At 72.9% G+C, this 22866-nt stretch carries 18 protein-coding genes and 5 tRNA genes; 10 read left to right on the forward strand and 13 right to left on the reverse strand.

What is annotated here, in order from left to right:
- Positions 1-220: 220 nt before the first annotated feature.
- From ACZ303_RS03210 to ACZ303_RS03225, 4 genes are all read left to right on the forward strand, one after another.
- The gene (locus tag ACZ303_RS03210; RefSeq protein ID WP_467334487.1) at positions 221-1576 is read left to right on the forward strand and encodes an aminotransferase class III-fold pyridoxal phosphate-dependent enzyme; all 1356 of its coding nucleotides are present in this window, start codon (positions 221-223) and stop codon (positions 1574-1576) included.
- Between the two features lie 124 nt (positions 1577-1700).
- Entirely contained in the window at positions 1701-2372 is a 672-nt protein-coding gene (locus ACZ303_RS03215) for a GntR family transcriptional regulator (protein ID WP_467334488.1), read from the forward strand.
- Positions 2373-2473: 101 nt separating this feature from the next.
- Positions 2474-4987 carry a dolichyl-phosphate beta-glucosyltransferase gene (locus ACZ303_RS03220; RefSeq protein WP_467334490.1) on the forward strand — a complete coding sequence of 838 codons (2514 nt, stop codon included), beginning with the start codon at positions 2474-2476 and terminating at the stop codon, positions 4985-4987.
- 80 nt (positions 4988-5067) lie between these two features.
- Positions 5068-5718 carry a hypothetical protein gene (locus tag ACZ303_RS03225; protein ID WP_467334492.1) on the forward strand — a complete coding sequence of 217 codons (651 nt, stop codon included), beginning with the start codon at positions 5068-5070 and terminating at the stop codon, positions 5716-5718.
- 57 nt (positions 5719-5775) lie between these two features.
- Here ACZ303_RS03225 and ACZ303_RS03230 read toward each other — a convergent pair whose 3' ends face one another.
- Entirely contained in the window at positions 5776-6504 is a 729-nt protein-coding gene (locus ACZ303_RS03230; protein WP_467334494.1) for an SLATT domain-containing protein, read from the reverse strand.
- Between the two features lie 262 nt (positions 6505-6766).
- On the opposite strand from ACZ303_RS03230, the gene purD reads away from it, so the two are divergent.
- The 4 genes from purD to ACZ303_RS03250 all read left to right on the forward strand — a co-directional run bounded on the left by purD (position 6767) and on the right by ACZ303_RS03250 (position 12660).
- Entirely contained in the window at positions 6767-8032 is a 1266-nt protein-coding gene (gene purD / locus ACZ303_RS03235; protein ID WP_467334496.1) for a phosphoribosylamine--glycine ligase, read from the forward strand.
- A 314-nt stretch (positions 8033-8346) separates the two neighbouring features.
- A complete protein-coding gene (locus tag ACZ303_RS03240) occupies positions 8347-10053 on the forward strand; it encodes a hypothetical protein (RefSeq protein WP_467334498.1) in 1707 nt (568 codons plus the stop codon).
- Between the two features lie 156 nt (positions 10054-10209).
- The gene (locus ACZ303_RS03245) at positions 10210-11691 is read left to right on the forward strand and encodes a N,N-dimethylformamidase beta subunit family domain-containing protein (RefSeq protein WP_467334500.1); all 1482 of its coding nucleotides are present in this window, start codon (positions 10210-10212) and stop codon (positions 11689-11691) included.
- Positions 11692-11760: 69 nt separating this feature from the next.
- Complete coding sequence (locus ACZ303_RS03250) at positions 11761-12660, forward strand: phosphoribosylaminoimidazolesuccinocarboxamide synthase (protein ID WP_467334501.1); 900 nt, start codon at positions 11761-11763, stop codon at positions 12658-12660.
- Between the two features lie 15 nt (positions 12661-12675).
- Here ACZ303_RS03250 and ACZ303_RS03255 read toward each other — a convergent pair whose 3' ends face one another.
- On the reverse strand, positions 12676-13707 hold the full coding sequence (locus ACZ303_RS03255; RefSeq protein ID WP_467334503.1) for an SDR family NAD(P)-dependent oxidoreductase: 1032 nt from the start codon (positions 13705-13707) through the stop codon (positions 12676-12678).
- Positions 13704-14900 (reverse strand): UDP-N-acetylglucosamine--N-acetylmuramyl-(pentapeptide) pyrophosphoryl-undecaprenol N-acetylglucosamine transferase, encoded by a 1197-nt coding sequence (locus tag ACZ303_RS03260; RefSeq protein WP_467334504.1) that lies wholly within the window; start codon positions 14898-14900, stop codon positions 13704-13706. The genes ACZ303_RS03255 and ACZ303_RS03260 overlap by 4 nt, the downstream gene beginning before the upstream one ends.
- Positions 14901-15022: 122 nt before the next feature.
- Here ACZ303_RS03260 and ACZ303_RS03265 point away from each other — a divergent pair, with 122 nt between their 5' ends.
- Complete coding sequence (locus tag ACZ303_RS03265) at positions 15023-15724, forward strand: response regulator transcription factor (protein WP_467334506.1); 702 nt, start codon at positions 15023-15025, stop codon at positions 15722-15724.
- Positions 15721-17115, forward strand: coding sequence for a HAMP domain-containing sensor histidine kinase (locus tag ACZ303_RS03270; RefSeq protein WP_467334507.1), 1395 nt, complete (start codon positions 15721-15723; stop codon positions 17113-17115). The genes ACZ303_RS03265 and ACZ303_RS03270 overlap by 4 nt, the downstream gene beginning before the upstream one ends.
- A gap of 83 nt (positions 17116-17198) precedes the next feature.
- On the opposite strand, the gene ACZ303_RS03275 is transcribed toward ACZ303_RS03270, so the two are convergent.
- From ACZ303_RS03275 to ACZ303_RS03320, 10 genes are all read right to left on the reverse strand, one after another.
- A tRNA-Gly gene (locus ACZ303_RS03275) sits at positions 17199-17271 on the reverse strand.
- A 32-nt stretch (positions 17272-17303) separates the two neighbouring features.
- Positions 17304-17909: a response regulator gene (locus tag ACZ303_RS03280; RefSeq protein WP_467334619.1), complete on the reverse strand. Its 606-nt coding sequence runs from the start codon at positions 17907-17909 to the stop codon at positions 17304-17306.
- Between the two features lie 146 nt (positions 17910-18055).
- Positions 18056-19489 carry a sensor histidine kinase gene (locus ACZ303_RS03285; protein WP_467334509.1) on the reverse strand — a complete coding sequence of 478 codons (1434 nt, stop codon included), beginning with the start codon at positions 19487-19489 and terminating at the stop codon, positions 18056-18058.
- A 45-nt stretch (positions 19490-19534) separates the two neighbouring features.
- Positions 19535-20311 (reverse strand): ABC transporter permease, encoded by a 777-nt coding sequence (locus tag ACZ303_RS03290; protein ID WP_467334510.1) that lies wholly within the window; start codon positions 20309-20311, stop codon positions 19535-19537.
- Complete coding sequence (locus ACZ303_RS03295) at positions 20311-21324, reverse strand: ABC transporter ATP-binding protein (protein WP_467334512.1); 1014 nt, start codon at positions 21322-21324, stop codon at positions 20311-20313. The genes ACZ303_RS03290 and ACZ303_RS03295 overlap by 1 nt, the downstream gene beginning before the upstream one ends.
- Positions 21325-21716: 392 nt before the next feature.
- Positions 21717-21789 (reverse strand) — tRNA-Gly (locus ACZ303_RS03300).
- A 93-nt stretch (positions 21790-21882) separates the two neighbouring features.
- Positions 21883-21954, reverse strand: a tRNA-Gly gene (locus ACZ303_RS03305).
- Positions 21955-22001: 47 nt separating this feature from the next.
- Positions 22002-22073: transfer RNA gene (locus tag ACZ303_RS03310), tRNA-Gly, on the reverse strand.
- Between the two features lie 47 nt (positions 22074-22120).
- Positions 22121-22192 (reverse strand) — tRNA-Gly (locus tag ACZ303_RS03315).
- Between the two features lie 102 nt (positions 22193-22294).
- The gene (locus ACZ303_RS03320; RefSeq protein ID WP_467334513.1) at positions 22295-22612 is read right to left on the reverse strand and encodes a histone-like nucleoid-structuring protein Lsr2; all 318 of its coding nucleotides are present in this window, start codon (positions 22610-22612) and stop codon (positions 22295-22297) included.
- Between the last annotated feature and the right edge of the window lie 254 nt (positions 22613-22866).

Consider the following 22866-nt stretch of genomic DNA (forward strand, 5'->3'; position numbering starts at 1 on the left):
ATGACGGTAGCACGCGGCCCGTTCCCTCGGTGGATTTTGCGTCCGGAAATTCGCGGACGACGCCCGGGCGTCCGACGGCGGAGCCGTCAACTCCCTCGCCCCGGCACTGTGTCCGCGGGGGTGGCGAGCGCCATACACAGTGCCGGTATCGCGCCCGGACCCCGCTCCCTACGCTGACGGTGTCCGCGCCCCGAACGCCACCCGATCCGAGGTACGCACGTTGAGCACGCAGCCCGATCCTCGCACCGGCGCCGCCGTCAAGGCCGCCGACCGCGCGCACGTCTTCCACTCCTGGTCCGCGCAGGGCCTCATCGACCCGCTGGCCGTCGCCGGGGCCGAGGGCTCGTACTTCTGGGACTACGACGGCAACCGCTACCTCGACTTCTCCTCGCAGCTCGTCAACACGAACATCGGTCACCAGCACCCGAAGGTGGTAGCCGCCGTCCAGGAGCAGGCCGCGAAGCTGTGCACGATCGCGCCCGGCTTCGCCGTGGACGTGCGCTCCGAGGCCGCCCGCCTGGTCGCCGGGCGCACCCCCGGCGACCTGGACAAGATCTTCTTCACCAACGGTGGCGCCGAGGCCGTGGAGAACGCCGTCCGCATGGCCCGGCTGCACACCGGCCGGCCCAAGGTGCTCAGCGCCTACCGCTCGTACCACGGGGCGACCGCCGCCGCGATCAACCTCACCGGCGACCCGCGCCGCTGGCCCTCCGACACCGCCTCGGCGGGCGTCGTGCACTTCTGGGCACCGTTCCTCTACCGCTCGCCCTTCCACGCGGAGAGCGAGGAGCAGGAGTGCGAGCGCGCCCTGCGGCACCTGGAGGACACCATCGCCTTCGAGGGGCCGGGGACCGTCGCCGCGATCCTCCTGGAGACCGTCCCCGGCACCGCCGGGATCATGGTCCCGCCGGCCGGCTACCTCGCGGGCGTGCGCGAGATCTGCGACCGCCACGGCATCGTCTTCGTCCTCGACGAGGTGATGGCGGGCTTCGGGCGCACGGGCCGCTGGTTCGCCGCCGACCACTGGGACGTCACCCCCGACCTGCTGACCTTCGCCAAGGGCGTCAACTCCGGCTACGTACCGCTCGGCGGCGTCGCCATCTCCGCCGAGATCGCCGCCACCTTCGACGAGCGGCCCTACCCCGGCGGCCTCACCTACTCCGGGCACCCGCTGGCCTGCGCCTCCGCGATCGCGACGATGGAGGCGATGGCCGAGGAGGGCATCGTGGAGAACGCCGCGCGGATCGGCGCGGACGTCCTCGGGCCCGGCCTGCGCGAGCTCGCCGAGCGCCACCCGAGCGTCGGCGAGGTGCGCGGCCTGGGCGTCTTCTGGGCGCTCGAACTGGTCCGGGACCGCGCCACCCGCGAGCCGCTCGTCCCGTACAACGCGTCGGGCGCGGCCAACGCCCCGATGGCCGCCTTCGCCGCGGCCTGCAAGAAGTCCGGCCTGTGGCCCTTCGTGAATATGAACCGCACCCACGTCGTCCCGCCCTGCACCATCTCCGAGGACGAGGCCAAGGAGGGCCTCGCGCTCCTCGACGAGGCGCTGACGGCGGCCGACGCGCACACCGTCTGACGCGGCCAGGTAGCGTACGTCCTTCCCGCGCGCACGCCCGTACGCTCCGCGACGGCCCTCGCCTATCTTGTTGCGAGGGCCGTTCGCATGCGGGCGAACGGTCACGGAAGGGGACACGGACACGATGCCCGGCAGCGACGCCGTCAGACGCACGACGCTGCGCTCGCAGATCGCCGACGCCCTGCGCGACGAGGTCATAGCGGGGCGGCTCCCGGCGGGGCGCCAGTTCACCGTCAAGGAGATCGCCGAGCAGTACGGGGTCTCCGCGACGCCCGTCCGCGAGGCCCTGCTCGACCTGTGCTCGCAAGGGCTGCTCGACGTCGAGCTGCACCGCGGCTACCGCGTCCGCGAGTTCACCCACGCCGATTTCCACGACATGGTCGAGGCCCGCGCCCTGATCGTCGAGGGCATTTTCCGCCGGTCCGCCGACCGCACCCTGGCCTGCGTCGCCCCGGCCGCCCTCGCGTCCGTGCGGCGCCGGGCCGAGGAGGCGTCGCGGGCCGCGGTCGCCGGGGACCTCGACATCCTCATCGGCTACGACCTGCGCTTCTGGCGCGAGCTGGCCGGCCTGGTCGGTAACCCTTACATATCGGATTTCCTGGACCGGGTGCGCGTCCAGGCGTGGATCTTCACCGTGCCGCTGCTGCGCCGGATGCCGACCCTGAGCGGACAGCTGTGGCACCGCCACGGGGAACTGGTCGAGGCGGTCGCGGCGCGGGACGCGGAGCTCGTGGAACGAATCATTGGCGCATACAACGAACATTCCCTCGCTTTGATCGAGAGATTGACCGAATAGGGTTGTCGCCGCATAGGTTCATCGGTTAATGGGATGGAATCGGGAATGAAAGCAAAACCGAACGTGCAACCAACAGTCGGTCGCGGGCGTCCAGATTTGTGATGTCCCCTTCCTCGCCGTCCTCATTCCCTTCGTCCCGCCTCTCGGAATCCGCCACTCCGGCCCCGGTGGACCTCACCGTCGTCATTCCGGCGTACGACGAGGAGAGCCGGCTCGCGCCCACCCTGGAGGCGGTCCGCGCCCATCTCGCCGGCCTGGACGGCCGCAGCTGGGAGCTGATCGTCGTCGACGACGGCTCGACGGACGCCACCGCGGACATCGCCGAGGCCGCCGCCGGTGACGAACCCCGCGTGAAGGTGCTGCGCACCCCCGCCAACCGCGGCAAGGGCCACGCCGTCCGCACCGGAGTGCTCGCCTCGCGCGGCCGCCGCGTCCTGGTCACCGACGCCGACCTGGCCACCCCCGTCGAGGAGCTCGACCGCCTCGGCCGCCGCCTGGACGAGGGCGCCTGCGCCGCCATCGGTTCCCGCGCCCTGCCCGGATCCCGCATCGACGCCCGCCAGCACGCCCTGCGCGAGGTCCTCGGCAGGGCCGGTGCCCGGCTGATCCGGGCCGCGGCCGTTCCCGGCATACGGGACACCCAGTGCGGCTTCAAGCTCTTCGACGGCGACAAGGTCCGTACCGCCTTCGCAGGCTCCCGGCAGGACGGCTGGAGCTACGACGTCGAGATCCTGCGCTTCTTCCACCAGCGGGGCTGGGAGGTCGCCGAGGTCCCCGTCCGCTGGTCGCACCAGCCCGGCTCCAAGGTCCGCCCGCTCGCCTACGCGACCACGCTCGCCGACCTCGTCCGCATCCGCTGGCGCTCGACAGAGCCGGCGCACCTCGTCGTGCCCGCGCTGTACGCGCTGCTCGCCCTCGCCCTCTACGCCGGGCTGTGGAGCTCGCCCGGCGGCCGCTATCTCGTCGACTCGGCCTCCGACCAGACGCAGTGGGAATGGTTCTTCCGGGTCGCCGCCGACAACGTCGCCCACCTGCACAACCCGTTCTTCACCGAGCTCCAGAACTTCCCGAGCGGTGTGAACCTCATGGCCAACACCTCCATGCTCGGGCTGTCGGTCCCCCTCGCGCCCGTCACCCTGGCCTTCGGCGCCCACGTCACCTGGGCGCTCGTGCTCACCGGCGGCCTCGCCGCCACCGCCTGCTCCTGGTACTGGCTGCTCGCCAAGCGCTTCGTACGCTCCCGCTGGGCGGCCGCGCTCGGCGGCGGGTTCTGCGCCTTCGCGCCGCCGATGATCTCGCACGGCAACGCGCACCCCAACTTCGTCGTCCTCTTCATGATCCCGCCGATCACCGACCGGGCGCTGCGGCTGTGCGAGGGCCGGCGGCCGCGCCGGGACGCGGTGCTGCTCGGCCTCTTCCTGGCGTACCAGATCTTCCTCGGCGAGGAGGCCCTGCTGCTGGCCGCCACCGGCCTGCTGCTCTTCGCCTTCGGCCACGCCGTCGCCGACCCCGACGCCGCCCGGGCCGTCGCCCGGCCGCTGCTGCGCGGTCTGGGCATCGCCGCCCTCGTCGCCGTGCCCCTGACGGCCGGGCCGCTGGCCTGGCAGTTCCTCGGCCCGCAGAGCTACCGCAGCGTGCTGCACGGCCAGGTCGGCAACCACCCGATGGCGCTGCTGGAGTTCGCCACCCGGTCGCTGGCCGGCGACGCCCAGGTCGCCGCGTCGCTGTCGGTCAACCGGACCGAGGAGAACGCTTTCTTCGGCTGGCCCCTCGTCGTCCTCGCCGTCGTCCTCGTCGTGCGCATGCGCTACCGCCCGCAGGTCCGCGCCCTCGGCTTCACGGCGCTCGCCGCGGCGGTCCTCTCGCTCGGCCGGAACATCCCGCTGCCCGGCACGGACCGGACCCTGCCCGGGCCCTGGCGGCTGGTCGGCAGGCTGCCGTTCTTCGAGTCGGTCATCGAGTCCCGCATGGCCATGGTCTGCGTGCCGGCCCTGGGCATCCTCCTGGCCCTCGCCTGCGACCGGCTGGCCCTCCGCCGGCTGCGCGGCGAACGCGAACGCTCGCACCGGCTGCTGGGCTGTGCGGCCCTGGTCGTGGCGCTCGTACCGCTGATCCCCACGCCGTACCGGACCGTCGAGCGGGAACCGGTGCCCGAGTTCATCGCGGACGGCACCTGGCGCGAACACGTACGCCACGGCCGGACGCTGGTGCCCGTACCGGTGCCGAGCCCCACCGACACCGCCGCGCTCGGCTGGCAGGTGCGCGCCGGCCTCGGCTTCGCCTTCCCCGGCGGCTATTTCAACGGTCCCTGGGGCCCCGATCGCGTCGGCGTCTACGGACCCGAGCCGCGCCCCACGTCCGACCTGCTGCACGGCGTCCACGAGACCGGCCGGGTGCCCGCCATCGGCGACCGGCAGCGCCGCGAGCTCCGGACGGACCTGCGCTTCTGGCGGGCGGACGCGCTGGTCCTGGACCCCCGGGAGCACGCGGCGGAGCTGCGCGAGGCCGTGACCCGGCTGACGGGCGAGGAGCCCGAGCGGATCGGCGGGATGTGGGTATGGGACGTCGGGACGGACGAAGGGAAGGACAAGAGGGCGCAAGGGGGCGGGAGCTGACTCCGGCCCGGTATGACAAGCGGCCCGGCGGCATTACTCTGGCCCGACCATCGCCTCCACGCGACCGAGAGTGAGTTCACGTGGCCTGTGACCTCTGGCTTGTCCCCCTCGTCGATGTGCTGTGCCACAGCCCCGACAATCCCTTCGCCGAGGAGATCGCCGCGTACGACAAGGCCCTGGGGGAGGCCGGGTTGCCGCCGGTCCCCGTCTTCGGCTACATGCCGGGGCTGTCCGGGGACGTGGCCCCGGTCGCGGGCTTCGACTACGACGCGCTGCACTTCCTGCGCCGCGCCCACCTGCTCAACCTCTGCGGGCTCGCCGTCACGCCGGTGGGCGAACTCGGCGGCGACTACGAGCAGTTGCTGGAGATGTTCGAGACCACGGCCCAGCAGTCGCACCTGGTCTGGCACTACGACCACGCCGGGGCGTACGTGCCCGTGGACTTCCCCCACCCGCTCTCCAGCGACGAACTCCTCGAAGGCGGCGGACCCTTGGGGTCGAGTCAGGGGCTGCTGCGTGAACTCCACGCCGTCGCACCGGTCCTGGGCATCGACCCGGCCAACCCGCCCGCGCCGCCCGCCGCTCCGGACCGGCCCACCGGCCTGGAGGAGCCCGCGGCGCCCGGACCGCACGACGACAGCCCGTTCGCCCGGGAACGCCACGTCTGGCTGGGACTGCACGCCGCGGCGACGCGCAGCCTCGGCCAGGGCTCGATGATCGTCTTCAGCTGATGTCCTGACCCCTCCGCCGTCCCGTGCCGGCGGTCCGTATGCCGCTCCGCGGACCGGTCAGCGGGGCGGCTCCGGGGGCCGCTGCCGCGGCATGTTGGGCCGGGCGCCCGGCGGCAGGAAGCGCGGCAGCGGGCCGCCACCCTCCCCGCGCGGTCCCCACGAGACCAGGGACTGCGTCACGAGCGGCGTCGGCCCCGCCCGGAACTCCACCATCCAGTCGGCCGTCTCCGCCCGTACGAGCTCCGACACGTCCTCGGAGAAGCGCCGCAGCACGCTCAGGCACCGCTCCGCCGCCTCGCTGGCCGTGCCCTCGGTCGGGCCGAGCACCTCGCGCACACACTCCGACGCCCAGTCGAACTGGAGCGCCTCCAGCCGTCGCTGCACGGCCTGCGCCGTGGCCACGGCCCTCATCCATCCCGACGTCAGCCCGAAATAGCGGTCACAGGCGACACACGCCACCGCCCCGAGCAGGACCAGGAACCCCCACGCGGCACCGGTGCGCACGACACCCGTCAGCTGGAGCAGCGGCAGCGCCGCGCCCACCGTGGCGCACGCCGCCGCGCCGATGCGCAGCGCCCGCGCCCAGCGCCGCTTCCAGGCGCGGTCCGCGAGATACCAGTCGACCAAATACAGCGCGCCGTTCTCCACCCATCGGTACAGCTCATCGAGACGCTCCGCGGGCTCCCCCCAATCGCCGAGCGGGAAGGTGCGGGCGCGCAAATCGCCACGGTGCCTCCCACCCTGCTCGCGGGGGAGCCCCTCGGGCTGCATCTCCGGCTGGCTCACCCGTGCACTCCCTCTGCCGCTGCGGATCGCGAGTCACCTTCCTACCGCCGAACGGTCGGTCTTGTAGCCAAGATCCATGGTTTTCCGCCCGTTAGCGCTGCGGAATCCGGTATAGGGCTCGACCCGGACTCACCCGAAAGAGTGGGTGGCCTGGACTGCCGTACCGTACTTCGGCCGTGCGGGGTCGGAGAAGGGACGTTACTGCGGGGTCGGGAGAGCACCGTGGGAGTCGATCAGTCGACGAGGCAATAGGGTGACCGGTGTGAAGGTCCTCGTCATCGGCGGCGGCGCCCGCGAACACGCCCTGTGCCGCTCACTCTCCCTCGATCCCGACGTCACCGCGCTGCACTGCGCCCCCGGAAACGCGGGGATCGCCGAGGTCGCCGAGGTGCACCCGGTGGACGCCCTCGACGGCACGGCCGTCGCGGAGCTCGCCGTCTCGCTGACCGCCGACCTCGTGGTCGTCGGCCCGGAGGCCCCGCTCGTCGCGGGCGTCGCCGACGCCGTCCGCGAGCGCGGCATCCCCGTCTTCGGCCCCTCGGCGGAGGCCGCGCAACTGGAGGGGTCCAAGGCGTTCGCCAAGGACGTCATGGCCGCCGCGAACGTCCCCACCGCCCGCGCCTACGTCTGCACCACCCCGGCCGAGATCGACGAGGCGCTCGACGCCTTCGGCGCTCCCTATGTCGTCAAGGACGACGGGCTGGCCGCGGGCAAGGGCGTCGTCGTCACCGACGACCTCGCCACCGCCCGCGAGCACGCCCTGGCCTGCGGCCGCGTGGTCATCGAGGAGTTCCTCGACGGCCCCGAGGTCTCCCTCTTCGCGATCACCGACGGCGAGACGGTCGTCCCGCTCCAGCCCGCGCAGGACTTCAAGCGCGCCCTCGACGGCGACGAGGGTCCGAACACCGGCGGCATGGGCGCCTACTCCCCGCTGCCGTGGGCCGACCCCAAGCTGGTCGAGGAGGTCCGGCGGGCCGTCCTGCAGCCCACCGTCGACGAGCTGCGCCGCCGCGGCACGCCCTTCTCCGGCCTGCTCTACGCCGGGCTCGCGATCACCTCGCGCGGCGTCCGGGTCATCGAGTTCAACGCCCGCTTCGGCGACCCCGAGACCCAGGTCGTCCTGGCCCGGCTCAAGACGCCGCTGGCCGGGCTGCTGCTCGCCGCCGCGAACGGCACCCTCGCCTCGGTACCGCCGCTGCGCTGGAGCGACGGCGCCGCCGTCACCGTCGTGATCGCCTCGCACAACTACCCCGGTACCCCGCGCACCGGCGATGTGATCGAGGGCCTGCCCGAGGCCGCCGCCCTGGACCACGCCTACGTCCTGCACGCCGGCACCGCGCACAACGCCGCCGGACAGGTGGTCAGCGCCGGCGGCCGGGTGCTCTCGGTCACCGCGACCGGCTCCGACCTCGCCACGGCGCGGGAGCGGGCGTACGAGGGTGTGGCGCGGGTCCGGCTGGACGGTTCCCACCACCGCACCGACATCGCCGAGCGGGCGGCGGCCGCCCAGCACGCCCCTGAGCTGTAGCGATTCCACGATCGGCCCGTACTCACGAGTACGGGCCGATTGTTCGTTCCCCGGCGGGTACCCGGCGGAGCAGCGAGGCGCGCGGATTCCGGGTGGCTTTACCCAAAGCCATTCCATCGGGTGACCGGTTGTCCAAGCAGCTGACGCGCGCCCCACCCCCAACTAGGGTGCGGCGCAAGCCGACTGCCGACCGTCCGGCAACTGGCCCACCGGCATTGCGATGTCAGAGGCCGGTGCCACAGTGGGGATGGGCGACGCACCGGGCGTCGCGCCCGCTGTCGCACTCCTCGGCAGGCACACACTGGCAACAGGGGGTGATCGGTCTCGTGGCAGGTCCGGAAGCAGGCGTGCTGGTCGCGCGCGCCCAAGCCCTCGCGGTGCTGCGCATCCGCAGCGCCGCGCTGGCCGTCGCCCTGCTGCCGGCGGCCGCCGCCGTCGTGCTGCTGGCCGGCGTCGCCATGGGCCGCCTCCCGGACGGCGGCGGCTGGTCCACGGCCCGCTGGGCCGTCTCCGGCGCCGCGGCGCTGGCCCTGCTGCTGGCGGCCGCGGTCACCGCCGTGGTCGTCCGGGCCAGGCCCGCCCTGAGCCCCACCGTCCCCATCCCGGAGGAGACCGCCCCCGACCTCTACCGCCTGGTGCGCGACCTGGCCGAGCGGCTGGAGGTCCCGGCGCCCTCCGCCATGGCCCTGACCCCGGACTGCGACAGCTGGCTGGAGGACCGCACACACCCCGCCCAGGGGCCGCCGCGCGGCTCCGGACAGGGCCTGCCGCGCCCGCTGCGGCGGACCGGGGCCGCCCCGGTGCTGGTGATCGGCTCGCCGTTCCTGTGGTGGATGCGGGTCGCCGAGCTGCGGGCGCTGCTGGCGCCCGTCGTGGCGGGCACGGGACCGTCCGCCAACCCCGACATAGCGGCCGCCCGCCGCTTCGTCCGGGGCCTGGACGCCGCCGTGGCCGTCGCCGCGGGGCGACCGGCCCTGGCGTTCGTCGGGGGCGTCGCCCGACTGCTGCTGCACTCCTGCCGGGACCACGCCGCGGAGATGGAGCGCGGCGTGGCCGCGGCCGCCTCCGAGCGCGCCCAGACCGTCGACTACGGCCTGCGCATCGTCGCCCAGGAACAGGTCGGCCTCGCCTACGCCGGCTGGGACCGCCTGCTGAACCGCGTCGCGCTGCCCGCGTGGCGGATGGGCCGCTGGCCCTCCCGCCTGGACGCCGGCGTCGTCTCCGCGCTCACCGAGCTCTCCCGGCGCGACCGCCTGGCCGAGGGGTTCGCCTCCCGGCTGGGCGAGCGGCCCGCCTGCGACCTGCTGGAGGAGCCCGGCGCCATCGACGAGGCCGCCTCCCTGCTGGCCGCCCGGCTCTTCCACGGCGGCCCGGCCGAGGCCGGCCCCGACTGGCTGCCGGTCGCCTGGAGCCAGTACCCCGAGGAGGTCGTGGACCGCAAATGGCGGCTGGAGGCCGCCCGGCTGCACCGTGTCCTGGGCGACATCCCGGAGCCGGTGCCCGCCGCGGCGGGGGAAGCGGGCGCTGCGGCCCCCGCGGGCGGCGTGGCGGCCGCCCCCGGCCCGCTCACCGCCGCACCCACCGTGGCCCGCGTCCTGGAGCGGCTCAGCGGCCCGGCGGGCGCCGGCGTCACGGAGAAGCTGGAGGCCCGGCTGAGCGCCGAGGTGGCGCGCGAGGCCGCCCAGGAGGAGTCGGCCGCCAACCGAGGCACGTTCGGCGCGGCCGGCGACCCCTGGGTCGACGGGCTCGCCCCGCTGTTCCCACTGCAACCCCCGCGCAGTGGCAGGGAGCTCCTCACCGACCATGTGACGGCCATGGTGTGCTGCGCCGCCGTCGACACCGCCGGGGCCGTCCCCGGCCTGGACTGGCTCGACGGCCCGGCCCTGCTGGTCGGCGGTGCCCGCCGCGCCGACCTGGCCCGTACGGTCCTCAGCCTGATCGAGGACGGCGACGGCGATCCGCTGCGCGCCTGGCTCGGCGAGGTCGGGGTCCGCCCCGAGAAGCCGGTCCGCCTGGTGTGAGGCCGGAGGCCGGTCCTGCCGCGCCGACGGTCGGCGACCGGGACCCACCAGGACGGATCACCCGCTCGAACCGAACAGCACGACGGACAGCACCACCCACAGCACCATCAGTGAAGGAACCGAGTACGCGTCGGGGGGCGTAGGGGAGGGAGCGCAATGGGGATGGACCGGATCCGCCGCCGCTGGGAGTCGGGCGCGCTCGCGCACGCCGTCTCGGACCCCTTCGGCCAGGGCCCGCTGCCCTGGCTGCGCGGCACCGAGAGCTATTTCGACGACACCGGTCAGATCATCCCCTGGTACGTCGACCACGTCCCGGAACCGAGCGGTCCGCGCGTCCCCGCCCCCCGCAGCCGCGGCCCCCGCACCGCCGACGACGTCCACCGGCAGATCAAGGGCTTCGCCTCCAACAGCGCGGTCGCCCCCGGTGAGGCCATAGATTTCCGGATCACCGTGGACCCGCCGCAGCAGTTCGGCATCGACATCTACCGCATCGGCCACTACGCGGGCGACGGCGCCGCGAAGATCACCACCAGCCCCCGGCTGTCCGGGATCGTCCAGCCCGCCCCGCTGACCGTCGACCGCACGGTCTCCTGCCACCACTGGTGGCTCTCCTGGCGGCTCCAGATCCCCAGCTACTGGTCCCTGGGCGCCTATGTGGCCGTGCTGACCACCGCCGACGGCTACCGCAGCCACATCCCCTTCCTGGTCCGCGACACCCACCCCGCCGACCTGCTGCTGGTCCTCCCCGACATCACCTGGCAGGCGTACAACCTCTACCCCGAGGACGGCCGCACGGGCGCGAGCCTCTACCACGCCTGGGACGAGAACGGCCGGCTGCTGGGCGAGGAGGGCGCGGCCACCACGGTCTCCTTCGACCGCCCCTTCGCGGGCGCGGGCCTGCCGCTGCACGTCGGCCACGCCTACGACTTCATCCGCTGGGCCGAGCGCTACGGCTACGACCTCGCCTACGCCGACACCCGCGACCTCCACGCGGGCCGCGTCGACCCCTCCCGCTACCGCGGCCTGGTCTTCCCCGGCCACGACGAGTACTGGTCGACCGCCATGCGCCGCTCCGCCGAGCTGGCCCGCGACGCCGGCACGTCCCTGGTGTTCCTCTCCGCGAACACCATGTACTGGCAGGTCGAGCTGGCCCCCTCCCCGGCCGGCCCGGACCACCTGCTCACCTGCCGAAAACATCGCGGCCCCGGCCGCTCCGCGCTCTGGCGCGACGTCTCGCCCGCCGAGCAGCAGCTGCTGGGGATCCAGTACGCGGGCCGGGTGCCCGAGCCCGCCCCCATGGTCGTCCGCAACGCCGACCACTGGCTGTGGGACGCCACCGGCGCCGGCGAGGGCGACGAGCTGCCGGGCCTGGTCGCCGGCGAGGCCGACCGCTACTACCCCCGAACGGCCCTGCCCGAGCACACCCGCCGCATCCTGCTGGCCCACTCCCCGTACCGGGACAGCGAGGGCGCCACACGCCACCAGGAGACCTCGCTCTACCGCGCCCCCAGCGGCGCCCTCGTCTTCGCCGCGGGCACCTTCGCCTGGTCGCCCGCCCTGGACCGGCCCGGCCACACGGACGCCCGTGTCCAGCGGGCCACGGCCAACCTCCTGGACCGGATCTGCAAGCACGGCTGACCCTCGTCGGGGCACGCGCGCGGTCGTACGGCAGAATCGTGGTGCTTGGACAAACCACCAGGAGGACGCGTGTCCGGATTCGTAGAGAAACCCGAACCGGTCGAGGTGCCCGGCCTTGAGCACCTGCACACGGGCAAGGTCCGCGACCTCTACCGCGACGGGGACGGCCGTCTCGTGATGGTCGCCTCGGACCGCATGTCGGCCTACGACTGGGTGCTGCCCACCGAGATCCCCGACAAGGGCCGGGTCCTCACCCAGCTCTCCCTGTGGTGGTTCGACCGCCTCGCGGACCTGGTGCCCCACCACGTCGTCTCGGACGAGCTGCCCGCCGGCGCCCCCGCCGACTGGGCCGGCCGCACCCTGATCTGCCGCTCCCTGGAGATGGCCCCGGTCGAGTGCGTGGCCCGCGGCTATCTCACGGGGTCGGGCCTCGCGGAGTACGAGCAGACCCGTACGGTCTGCGGGCTCGCCCTCCCCGAGGGCCTGGCCGACGGCTCCGAGCTGCCCCAGCCGATCTTCACCCCGGCCACGAAGGCCGCGGTCGGCGAGCACGACGAGAACGTCTCGTACGAGGAGGTGGCCCGCCAGGTCGGCGCCGAAGCCGCCGCCAAGCTCCGCCAGGCCACCCTCGCCGTCTACAGCCGGGCCCGGACCGTCGCCCGCGACCGGGGCATCATCCTCGCCGACACGAAGTTCGAGTTCGGCTTCGACGACGGGGAACTGGTTCTCGCCGACGAGGTGCTCACCCCGGACTCGTCCCGCTTCTGGCCCGCCGACCAGTGGCAGCCGGGCCGCCCCCAGCCGTCCTTCGACAAGCAGTTCGTCCGCGACTGGCTGACCTCCCCGGCCTCCGGCTGGGACCGCAAGGGCGAGCTGCCGCCGCCGGAGCTGCCGGCGGAGGTCGTGGAGCGGACGCGGGCGAAGTACATCGAGGCGTACGAGCGCCTGACGGGCAAGAGCTGGGCGTAAGGCCCGGCGTCGCGCTCAGACCTGGTAGCGGTCCGCGGCGAAGAGCCGCAGGTTGTCCCGGACCCAGTCCGAGGTCCGGGCCAGCCCCTCCGCCAGCTCGACCCGCGGCTGCCAGCCGGCCCACTCCCGGGCCCGGGAGTTGTCGGACAGCAGCCGCTCCACCTCACTGCCGGAGGGTCGCAGCCGGGACGCGTCCACGACGACCTTCGCGTCCCGCCCGGACGCCCGGATCAGCGACTCGGCCAGGTCACCGATGGAGATCTCGCGGCCCGTGCCGAGGTTGACGGCGTGGCCGACGGCCCGGTCGCAGGCCGCGAGCGCGAGGAACCCCTCCGCCGTGTCCGTGACGTAGGTGAAGTCCCGGGTCGGCGTGGTCGAACCGAGCCGGATCTCCTCGGCCCCCGAGTGCAGCTGGGCGAGGATCGTGGGGATCACGGCACGCGCGGACTGACGCGGACCGTAGGTGTTGAAGGGCCGCACGACCGTGACGGGCAGCTCGAAGGAGTGCGCGTAGGACAGGGCCAGCATGTCCGCGCCGATCTTCGACGCGGAGTACGGCGATTGCGGCTGGAGCGGGTGGTCTTCACTGATCGGGGCGGTCAGCGCCGTCCCGTAGACCTCACTGGTCGAGGTGTGCACCATGCGCCGCACGCCATGGCGACGGCAGGCCGCCGCGACGTTCTCCGTACCGGCCACATTGGTCTGCACGTACGCCTCGGGCGACGCGTAGCTGTACGGGATGCCGATCAGCGCCGCGAGGTGGAAGACGGTGTCGCACCCGGCGACGGCGTCCATCACCCGGCCGGCGTCGCGGACATCGCCCGCGAGCGTCTCCACGGGGGAGCCGGGCCCGAGATAGCGGGCGAGATGGCCGCGCTCGGCGTACGGCTTGTAGTGGACGAGTACCCGCACCCGGGCGCCGCGCTCGACGAGCAGATCGACGAGCGTCGACCCGATGAACCCCTCGGCGCCGGTGACGAGGACGGTGCGGCCGGCCCAGTCCCGCGTGGCGTTGATGGTCGTGGTCAGGTTCTCGCTGGTGCTCATGCGGAAGTCCTCTCAACTGTCTGGAACGGAAAAGGGTTTACGGGCGTGCGCCCCGCCAGCCGCAGCACCCACGCCGCCATCAGGTCGGCGGCCGCGGCGTGCGTGCCCGGATGCGCCGCCCGGCCCATCGCGGTCAGCCGCGCCGGATCCGCCAGCAGCGGCTCGATCAGCGCGGTGAGCCGGTCGCCGGTGGTCTCGCCGTCGGGGAGCAGCAGCCCGGCCCCGACGTCGGACAGGACCCGCGCGTTGTGCGTCTGGTGGTCGTGCGGGGCGTGCGGATACGGAACCAGCACCGCCGGTACGCCCACGTTCGCGAGCTCGGCGATCGTCGCCGAGCCGGCGCGGCAGACCACCAGGTCGGCGGCCGCGTAGGCGAGGTCCATCCGGTCGAGGTAGCCGACCGCCGTGGCGACCCGGTCGCAGCCGGCGGCGGCCAGCCGGAACCGGACCTCCTCCAGGGCGGCGGGCCCGGTCTTGATCAGGAGATGGACGTCGGGGCGCGAGCGCCACCGCTCGGCCAGCTCCACCGCCGCCTCCGTCAGCCGCGCCGCGCCCAGGCTGCCGCCGTTGAAGAGCACCAGCCGCGCCGCGTCCGGCACTCCGAGCGCACTCCGGGCCGACGGCCGCAGCGCGGCCCGGGCGCCCCGGTCCAGGGCCGCCACCGCGCCCACCAGCGGCATCCCGACCGTCTCGGCCCGGGCGCCGGCCCGCGCCGCCAGATGATCGCGGCTGCGGTCGAAGGCGAGCGCCACATGCGGGGTCAGCGCGGTGGCGAAACGGTTCGCGCGGCCCGGTACGGCGTTGGACTCGTGGACGAGCGAGGGCCGGCCCGCCATCCGGGCGCCGAGTACGGCGGGCGCGCTGGGATAGCCGCCCATGCCGACGACGACCTGCGCGCCCTGCTCCTCGATCACGCGCCGTGCCTGAAGGCCCGAGCGCATCAGGTCGGCGGGGAGGAGGAAGCGGCGCGAGCCGAGCGAACGGTCGAAGGGGATCATGTCGACCGTGTGCAGCCGGTAGCCGGCCCGCGGGATCAGGCGGGTCTCCAGACCGCGTTCGGTCCCGATGAAGCTGATGACCGCGTCCGGCACGGCCCGGCGGACCGCGTCGGCCACCGCCAGCCCGGGATAGATATGGCCGCCGGTACCGCCCGCTCCGACGACCACCGAAAGGGTGTCGTGTGCTCTAGCCATGGCCCGCAGCGTGGCGGGGTGGTCTAAGAGCCTTCTAAGACACGGTCTGCCAAGGTAGGCGGGGGAACGCGCAGTTCCCCGGCGCATCCCCGCCGCAGCCCGCGCGAGAGGCCACACCCCGTATGTCCGCTGTCGTCCCGCCGGTCGTACTCGTCGTCGACGACGACCCCGAGGTACGGGCCGCCGTCGTCGACGGACTGAGCGTCGAGGGGTACGCGGTGCGCTCCGCCGCCGACGGCCTGGAAGCGCTGTCCGCCGTCGCCGCCGAACCGCCCGCCGCGATCGTCCTCGACCTCGCGATGCCCGTACTCGACGGACTCGCCGTCTGCCGCCGCCTGCGCGCCCTCGGCGACCGTACGCCCGTGCTCGTCCTGACCGCGCGCGACGCCGTCTCCGACCGGGTCGCCGGCCTGGACGCGGGCGCCGACGACTACCTCGTCAAGCCCTTCGCCCTGGACGAACTGCTCGCCCGGCTGCGGGCCCTGCTGCGCCGCGCGGCCCCCGCCGAACCCGCCGAGGGCGACCCCGCCCTGACCTTCGCCGACCTGACCGTCGACCTCGCGACCCGCACCGGCGTTCGCGGCACGGTGCCCCTGGAATTCACCCGCACCGAATTCGCCCTGCTCGAAGTGCTGATGCGCCACCCGGGGCAGGTGCTGCCGCGCGAGGTGATCCAGGAACGGGTCTGGGGCACCGACTTCGGCACCGACTCCAACTCGCTCGCCGTCTACGTCGGTTATCTGCGCCGCAAGCTGGAGGCGGGCGGCGCGCCCCGCCTCGTCCACACGGTGCACGGCATCGGCTACCGCCTGGCGGAGCAGTGAGGGCCTTGCGCCGGCGCCTCCTCGGCAGCCGGCCGCTGCGCGCCCGGCTGGCGCTCGTCACCTCCGCCGCCGTCGCGGTCGTCGCGCTGGGGGTGCTCGCGGCCGCGTACGTCGTCATCCGCTACGAGCTCGGGCGCCAGCTCGACCTCCAGCTCAAGCAGCAGGCGACCCTCATCGCCAAGCAGCCCCGCGGCGAAGAGACCGGCGCCCTCTACGGCGAGTGCACCTGGCTCGCCGCGCCCGCCTGCGCCCAGACCGTACGCGCCGACCCGGCCGCCCCCGGCCGGGGCGACCTGGTGCTGCCCGTCACCGGCGCCACCCGGCGGGTCGCGGCCCGGACACTCGGGGAGTACTACAGCAACATCACCCTCGACGGCCGCGACATGCGCATGCTCACCACCCCGGTCAAGGACGGCCGGGCCCTGCAGGTGGCCGTCCGCTCCGACACCGTCGACAAGGGCGTACGCCAGGCCGGGCTGCTCCTGGGCGCCGTGGGCGGCGGCGGGGTCCTGCTCGCCGCGGGGCTCGGCTACTTCGCCTCCCGTACGTCCCTGCGGCCCGTGTCCCGGCTCACGGCCACCGCCGAACACATCGCCGCCACCCGCGACCCCGCCCACCGCATCGAGCTGCCCCCCTACGAGGCCCGCCGCGAGGACGAGATCACCCGCCTCGCGAGCAGCTTCAACACCATGCTCGGCGAGCTGGAGGAGGCCGTCGCCGCCCAGCGCCGCCTCGTCGCCGACGCCTCCCACGAGCTGCGCACCCCGCTGACCGCGCTGCGCACCAACGCCGAGCTCCTCGCCCGCGCCGAACGCCTCTCGCCCGCCCAGCGCGAACGCGCCTCCGCCGCCCTCGGCCGCCAGCTCCGCGAGGTGACGGGCATGGTCAACGACCTGATCGAGCTCGCCCGGGACGAGGAACCGCAGCAACTCGTCGAACAGGTCCGGCTCGATCTGCTGGCCGAACGCTGCGTCGCCGAGGCCCGCGGCCACTGGCCGGACACCCCCTTCGTCGCCGACCTGACCGCCGCGGGCGCTGTCACCGTGTCGGGCGTACCGACCCGCCTCGCCCGCCTGCTGTCCAATCTCCTCGACAACGCGGCCAAGTTCAGCCCGACCGGCGCCATGGTCGAGGTGCGGCTGGCGCACTCGGACGACGGTGGCCTGCATCTCACCGTCCGCGATCACGGGTCCGGCATCTCCGCCGAGGACCTGCCGTACGTCTTCGACCGCTTCTACCGCTCCCGCCAGGCCCGCGCCCTGCCCGGCTCCGGCCTCGGCCTCGCGATGGGCCGCCAGATCGCGCGCGCCCACGGCGCCGAGCTCACCGCCGAACAGGCCGAGACGGGCGGCGCCCGCTTCCGCCTGACCTTCCCGCCGACGAGCCGCTGATCCACCCCGGGGCCGGTCCCGCGACCGGCCCCGGAAACGCCGAAGGCCCCGGTCATCAAGATGACAGGGGCCTTCGTTCGCTGAGCGGACGACGAGACTCGAACTCGCGACATCCACCTTGGCAAGGTGGTGCTCTACCAACTGAGCTACGTCCGCATGCGCCGCGCTCTCGTGCGGTGCGGACACCACTATAGCCAACCCTGAGCGCGTGCGATGCGCGCCGCCGCATGACGGTTGTCCGCGCCCAGCTTCGCCACCGCCGCCGAGAGGTAGTTGCGGACCGTCCCCGGGGTCAGCGAGGCGCGCTCGGCGATCTCCGCGATCGGGGCCCCGCCCTCGGCCAGCTCCAGCAGCTCCGCCTCCCGCGCGGTCAGGGGCGAGTCCCCGGCGCTGATCGCGTCCGCCGCCAACTCCGGGTCGACATAACGACTTCCCCCGTGCACCGTCCGGATGATCTCGGCGAGCTTCCGCGCCGACACGGTCTTCGGTACGAACCCCCGCACCCCCGCCTCCAGCGCCCGCTTCAGATGCCCCGGACGCCCGTGCCCCGTCACGATCATGGCCCGGCACCCGGGCAGTTCGGTGCGCAGCGCTGTGGCCACTGTCACACCGTCCGCCCCCGGCATCTGAAGATCGAGCACGGCGACATCCGGCCGGTACGTCCGCGCCATCGCCAGCGCCTCGGGCCCCGACGCCGCCTCCGCCACCACCTGAAGATCATCCTCCAGCCCCAGCAGAGCGGCCAGCGCACCGCGAATCAGATGCTCGTCATCCGCGAGGAGGACACGCACGATCGGCGACGCGGGGGCGGCGACCGAAGCCGGAGCCGAGCCGGACGGAGTATCCGGGACAGGGGCCGCGCCAGGGACGGGCCCCGTCACCGACGGGCCCTCCAGGGCCGAGGCAGAGCCCTCCCCCCGCCCGTACCGCTCCTCGTCCGTCATTCCGCCCCTCCACCCACGCCCGACCACGCTTCGCCCGACCCGCTCCCCACTGCCACCGCCACCGCCGGTCCGGCGCCTGCCGCGACCGGCGCCGGACCGGCGCCCGCAGCTCCAGCCCCCACCCCCGCCGACGGCGGGAGCCCCTCCGCACCTGCCCGGGCCGCACCCGCCCGCCCCGCCTCGCCGTCGCCATTCGGCACATCCCCGCCCGCCTCCGCCACCGGTACCCTCGCCGTCAGGCGGAACACGGCCGGTGGCCGGCGCTCGGCCGTCACCGTGCCGCCCAGGACCGCGAGCCGCTCCCGCAGACCCGCGATCCCCGAACCACCGTCCGACGCCGCCATGTCCGCACCGCTCACGGCCTCCGGCACCCCGTCGTTCTCCATGACGAGCACCGCCGTCCCCTCCACGACCCGCATCCGCACCGCGCACCGCCCGGCATCCGCGTGCCGCAGCACATTCGTCGTGGCCTCGCGGACCACCCAGGCCAGCGCCGACTGCACCGGAACCGGCAGCCCACCCCCCGCCGTGTCGTCGATCCGGCATTCGATGCCCGCCGCGGAGAGCACACCCCGGGCACCCACCAACTCGGTGCGCAGATCCGCCTCGCGGTATCCGCGCACCACCTCACGGACCTCGCGCTGCGAATCCCGGGCTATGCGCTGGATCTCGGTCATCTGATCCACGGCCGTGGGCGAACCCCGCCGGGCCAGCTGTACCGCCAGCTCGCTCTTGAGCGCGATCACCGCCAGGTTGCGCCCCAGGACGTCGTGCAGGTCCCGCCCGAACCGCAGCCGCTCCTCCGCCACCGCCAGCCGCGCCTGCGCGTCCCGTGCCTCCTCCAGCTCCCACATGACCCGGAGCATCCAGCCGGAGACCCGCGCCGCGGAAGCGCTCCACAGGCCGATCAGGAACACCATCACGGACACCAGCGCCACCGTGGCCCAGCCGGCCCCGAGCGGCACGAAGACGCCCCCCAGCAGAAGCGCCGTCCCGAGGCAAAGGGCCAGATACCTCGGCAGCCGCATCGTCAGGCTCAACGGTCCGAAGACCGACAGCCAGCCGTGCAACAGCATCAGCGTGTTCTCGGCGGCGTGCTCCTCACCGTCCGCCCGCACCGCCACCACGAACGCCACCACGACCCCCGCGAGCAGCACCGCCTGCCCGGCCACACCCCACCAGGGAGCAGGCTTCCGCCAGAGGTAGTGATCCATGGAGCGCCGGAGCACACCTATGCCCAGCAGAGCCTGCACGGCGCCGATCACCGTCAGCGCCACCGCATGGGATCTCCCGGGCTCGACCACCAGGTTGATCGCCTTGATCAGGGGAAACGCGCACGGCAGCAGATACAGCATCCACCGCGTATAGCTGTCGACCTTGGCGACCCTGCTGCGCCCCCGCCAGCCCCGCACCCGCACCCACATCCCCATGGCCCCGAAGCCCCCTGTCGATCCGTCACCCACCGTCCGGTCGGCTCACCGCCGCGGCTCCCAGCGGAACCACCGACGTACAGCAAACACGGCCAGCACTGTCCAGGCCAACGCCGTGGCCACATGCCCCAGGGCGTCGTACGCGCTCAGCCCGCCCATCCAACCGCCGCGCATCAGCTCGACCACCGACGTCAGGGGCAGCAGTTCGCACACGTCCGCCGCCAGGTCCGGCATGACCTTCAGCGGGATGAGCAGCCCCGACCCCAGCAACGACACCAGCAGCAGGGGAGTGGTCACCAACTGGGCGCTCTCCACCGTCTTGGCCCACACCGTGGTCACCGCGGCCAGCGCCACGGACAGCACCAGGCCCAGCAGCAGCCCGACCACCAGCAGATCGGGCCGGGACACCGCCCGCAGATCCAGCCAGACCGTGCCCGCCACCAGCAGCAGGACCACCTGCGCCACCGCTATGGCCAAGGCCGGCAGTGCCGTGCCGGCCAATATCTCCGCGTCGGCCGCCTCGCCCGTACGCAAGCGCTTGAGGACCAGCTCCTCGCGCCGGGCCACATAGGCGCTGACCAGGTTCTGATAGACGACGAACAGGAGGATGAAGCCGAAGGCCCCGGTCATGGAAACGTCGTTGACCGACATTCCGGTCTTGTCGAGGTCGAACTGGCCGATCGTGCGGCGCATCGCCCACACCATGGAAAGCGGCATCAACAACGCCACATACAACGCCATCTTGTTGCGCTTGAGCAGGATCAGCTCCGCCCGCCCCAGCGCCAGCATCCGCGGCCCCGCGGCGGATATCCACATCGCCATTACCGACCCCTCCCCGCACCGAAACCCGCACCAAGTCCCACACCCGCACCGGAGCCGGCCGCCGCGCCCACCGGCTCCCCGTCGCCCGCTATCGCCAGGAACGCCTCCTCCAGCGAGGCGCTGCGCGCGTCCAGCCCCTCCAGCTCTATGTCCTTGTCCCGGGCCCAGAGCAGCAGCCCGGTCAGGGTCCGCTGCAACTCCTGCGTCTGGAGCTCTATTCGGCCGTCCATCTCCTGATGCCGCTCCACGCCCAGCTCGGCCAGCGGCGGCAGATCTCCCACGAACCAGCCCACCGGCATCGCGAAGCGGATCCGGGCCGGATAGGCGCCGATGACCTCGCCCGGCGCCCCGGCGGCCACGATCTCGCCCCGCCGCATGATCGCCAGCCGGTCCGCGAGCGCCTCGGCCTCTTCCAGATAGTGCGTGGTCAGCAGCACCGTCGTGCCGTCCGCACGCAACCGGCGCACCAACTCCCAGGTGCTGTGCCGCGCCTCGGGGTCCAGCCCCGTCGTCGGCTCGTCGAGGAAGAGCACCTCGGGCCGGCCCAGCAGCGCGAGCGCCAGGTCCAGCCGCCGCCGTTCGCCGCCGGAGAGCTGCTTGATCCGTACATCGCGGCGGTCGGCGAGCCCGACCAGGCCGAGCGCCTCCTCGACGGGGCGCGCCCCTGTCGTGCAGCCCGCCCACATCCGGACGGTCTCCGCGACGGTGAGGTCCGAGGGGAAGCCGCCCTCCTGGAGCATCACCCCGATCCGCGGCCGCACCGCGCTCCGCTCCTCGTAAGGATCGTGGCCGAGGATCCGCACCCGGCCCCCGCTGGGCCGTGCCAGCCCCTCCAACAGCTCGACCGTGGAGGTCTTGCCCGCGCCATTCGTCCCCAGCAGCGCGAACAACTCGCCGCGCCGCACGGTGAAGGACACCCCCCGCACCGCTTCATACCCTTTGTCGCCGTCCGGGCCGTAGCGCCGCCGCAGCCCCGAGACGTCGATCACGCTGTCGCTGTCCCCGATATCCATGCTTCAAGGCTTCCGCCCGGCCCGGCCCCGCGGCAGTGCGAGCTGTCATGACCTCGGATGACGAATGTCATCAACGGCCCCGGCCACACGACGAAGGCCCCGGCCACACGACGAAGGCCCCGGCCACACAACGCAGGCCCCGGCCACACAACGCAGGCCCCGGCCACACAACGCAGGCCCCGGCCACACGACGAAGGCCCCGGCCACACGACGCAGGCCCCGGCCACACGACGCAGACCTCCACCAACGACGAAGGCCCCGACCACACAACGCAAGCCTCAGCCACGTGACCCAGGCCGCGACCACACAACGAAGACCCCGGCCACACAACGCAGCCCCCGACCAACGACAAAGGCCCCGGTCATCAAGATGACCAGGGCCTTCATTCTCTGAGCGGACGACGAGACTCGAACTCGCGACATCCACCTTGGCAAGGTGGTGCTCTACCAACTGAGCTACGTCCGCACGCTTCCGACCGAGAGCTTCTCAAGAGAGGAGCACCGAGCGGCGCGAGACATCACTCTACCTGATCCACTCGCGTGGTCGGTACGTGATGAGAGCGGGTGACAGGAATCGCACACTGCGCCTCCCCCTTGGAAAGGGGGCGCTCTACTACTGAGCTACACCCGCATGGATCGCCTGGCCCGGTCCACAACTGTGGACCGGCAAACGATCAGAGCGGGTGACAGGAATCGCACACTGCGCCTCCCCCTTGGAAAGGGGGCGCTCTACTACTGAGCTACACCCGCATGGATCACCGACCCCGGTCCACAACTGTGGACCGAGAAGCGATCAGAGCGGGTGACAGGAATCGCACACTGCGCCTCCCTCTTGGAAAGAGGGCGCTCTACTACTGAGCTACACCCGCATGACCCCGAAGTCCCGGCCGGTTTCCCGTCCGTGCCCCTCGGCGTGATCCAGACTCTAGCTGATCACCAGGGGCGTTTGCCAACTCCGCTCGGACGGGCGCTCAGTCCGCCGCGTTGAAGGCCTCGTAGACCCGCTTGGGGATCCGGCCGCGCGGGGGCACGTCCATGCCGTGGGAGCGGGCCCAGGCCCGTACCGCCGACGGATCGGGCGCGACGGAGGTGTGGCGGTAGACCTTGCCGGAGCGCGACTGCTTGCGGCCGGCCTCCAGGTAAGGCGCGAGGATGTTCCGCAGTTTCTTCGCATTGGCAGTGTTCAGGTCGATCTCGTACGACTTGCCGTCGAGGCCGAAGGAAACCGTCTCCGCGGCTGCCCCGCCGTCGATGTCGTCGGAGAGTGTGACCACTACGCGCTGTGCCACGAATATCGGTCCTTTCGGCCGGGCATCGCCGCGGTGTTCTGCGGGGATGCGGGGTTCCGGATGTCCCGGAGATGTTCCGGGGCAATGATTATTCATTTGTACATCGAAGGGCATTGAAAAGTGAAGCCCAGTTAATTGCGTCCGCGTGGCTCCTGGCAATCAAGCCCGTACGTTTTTCCCTGGATTTTCCCCGGCTTCTTCCGTGGCCGATGCGTAAACGTGACAGAAGGGCCAGCATATCTATGCGCGTAGAT

This window comes from Streptomyces sp. NPDC023527, assembly GCF_055560115.1.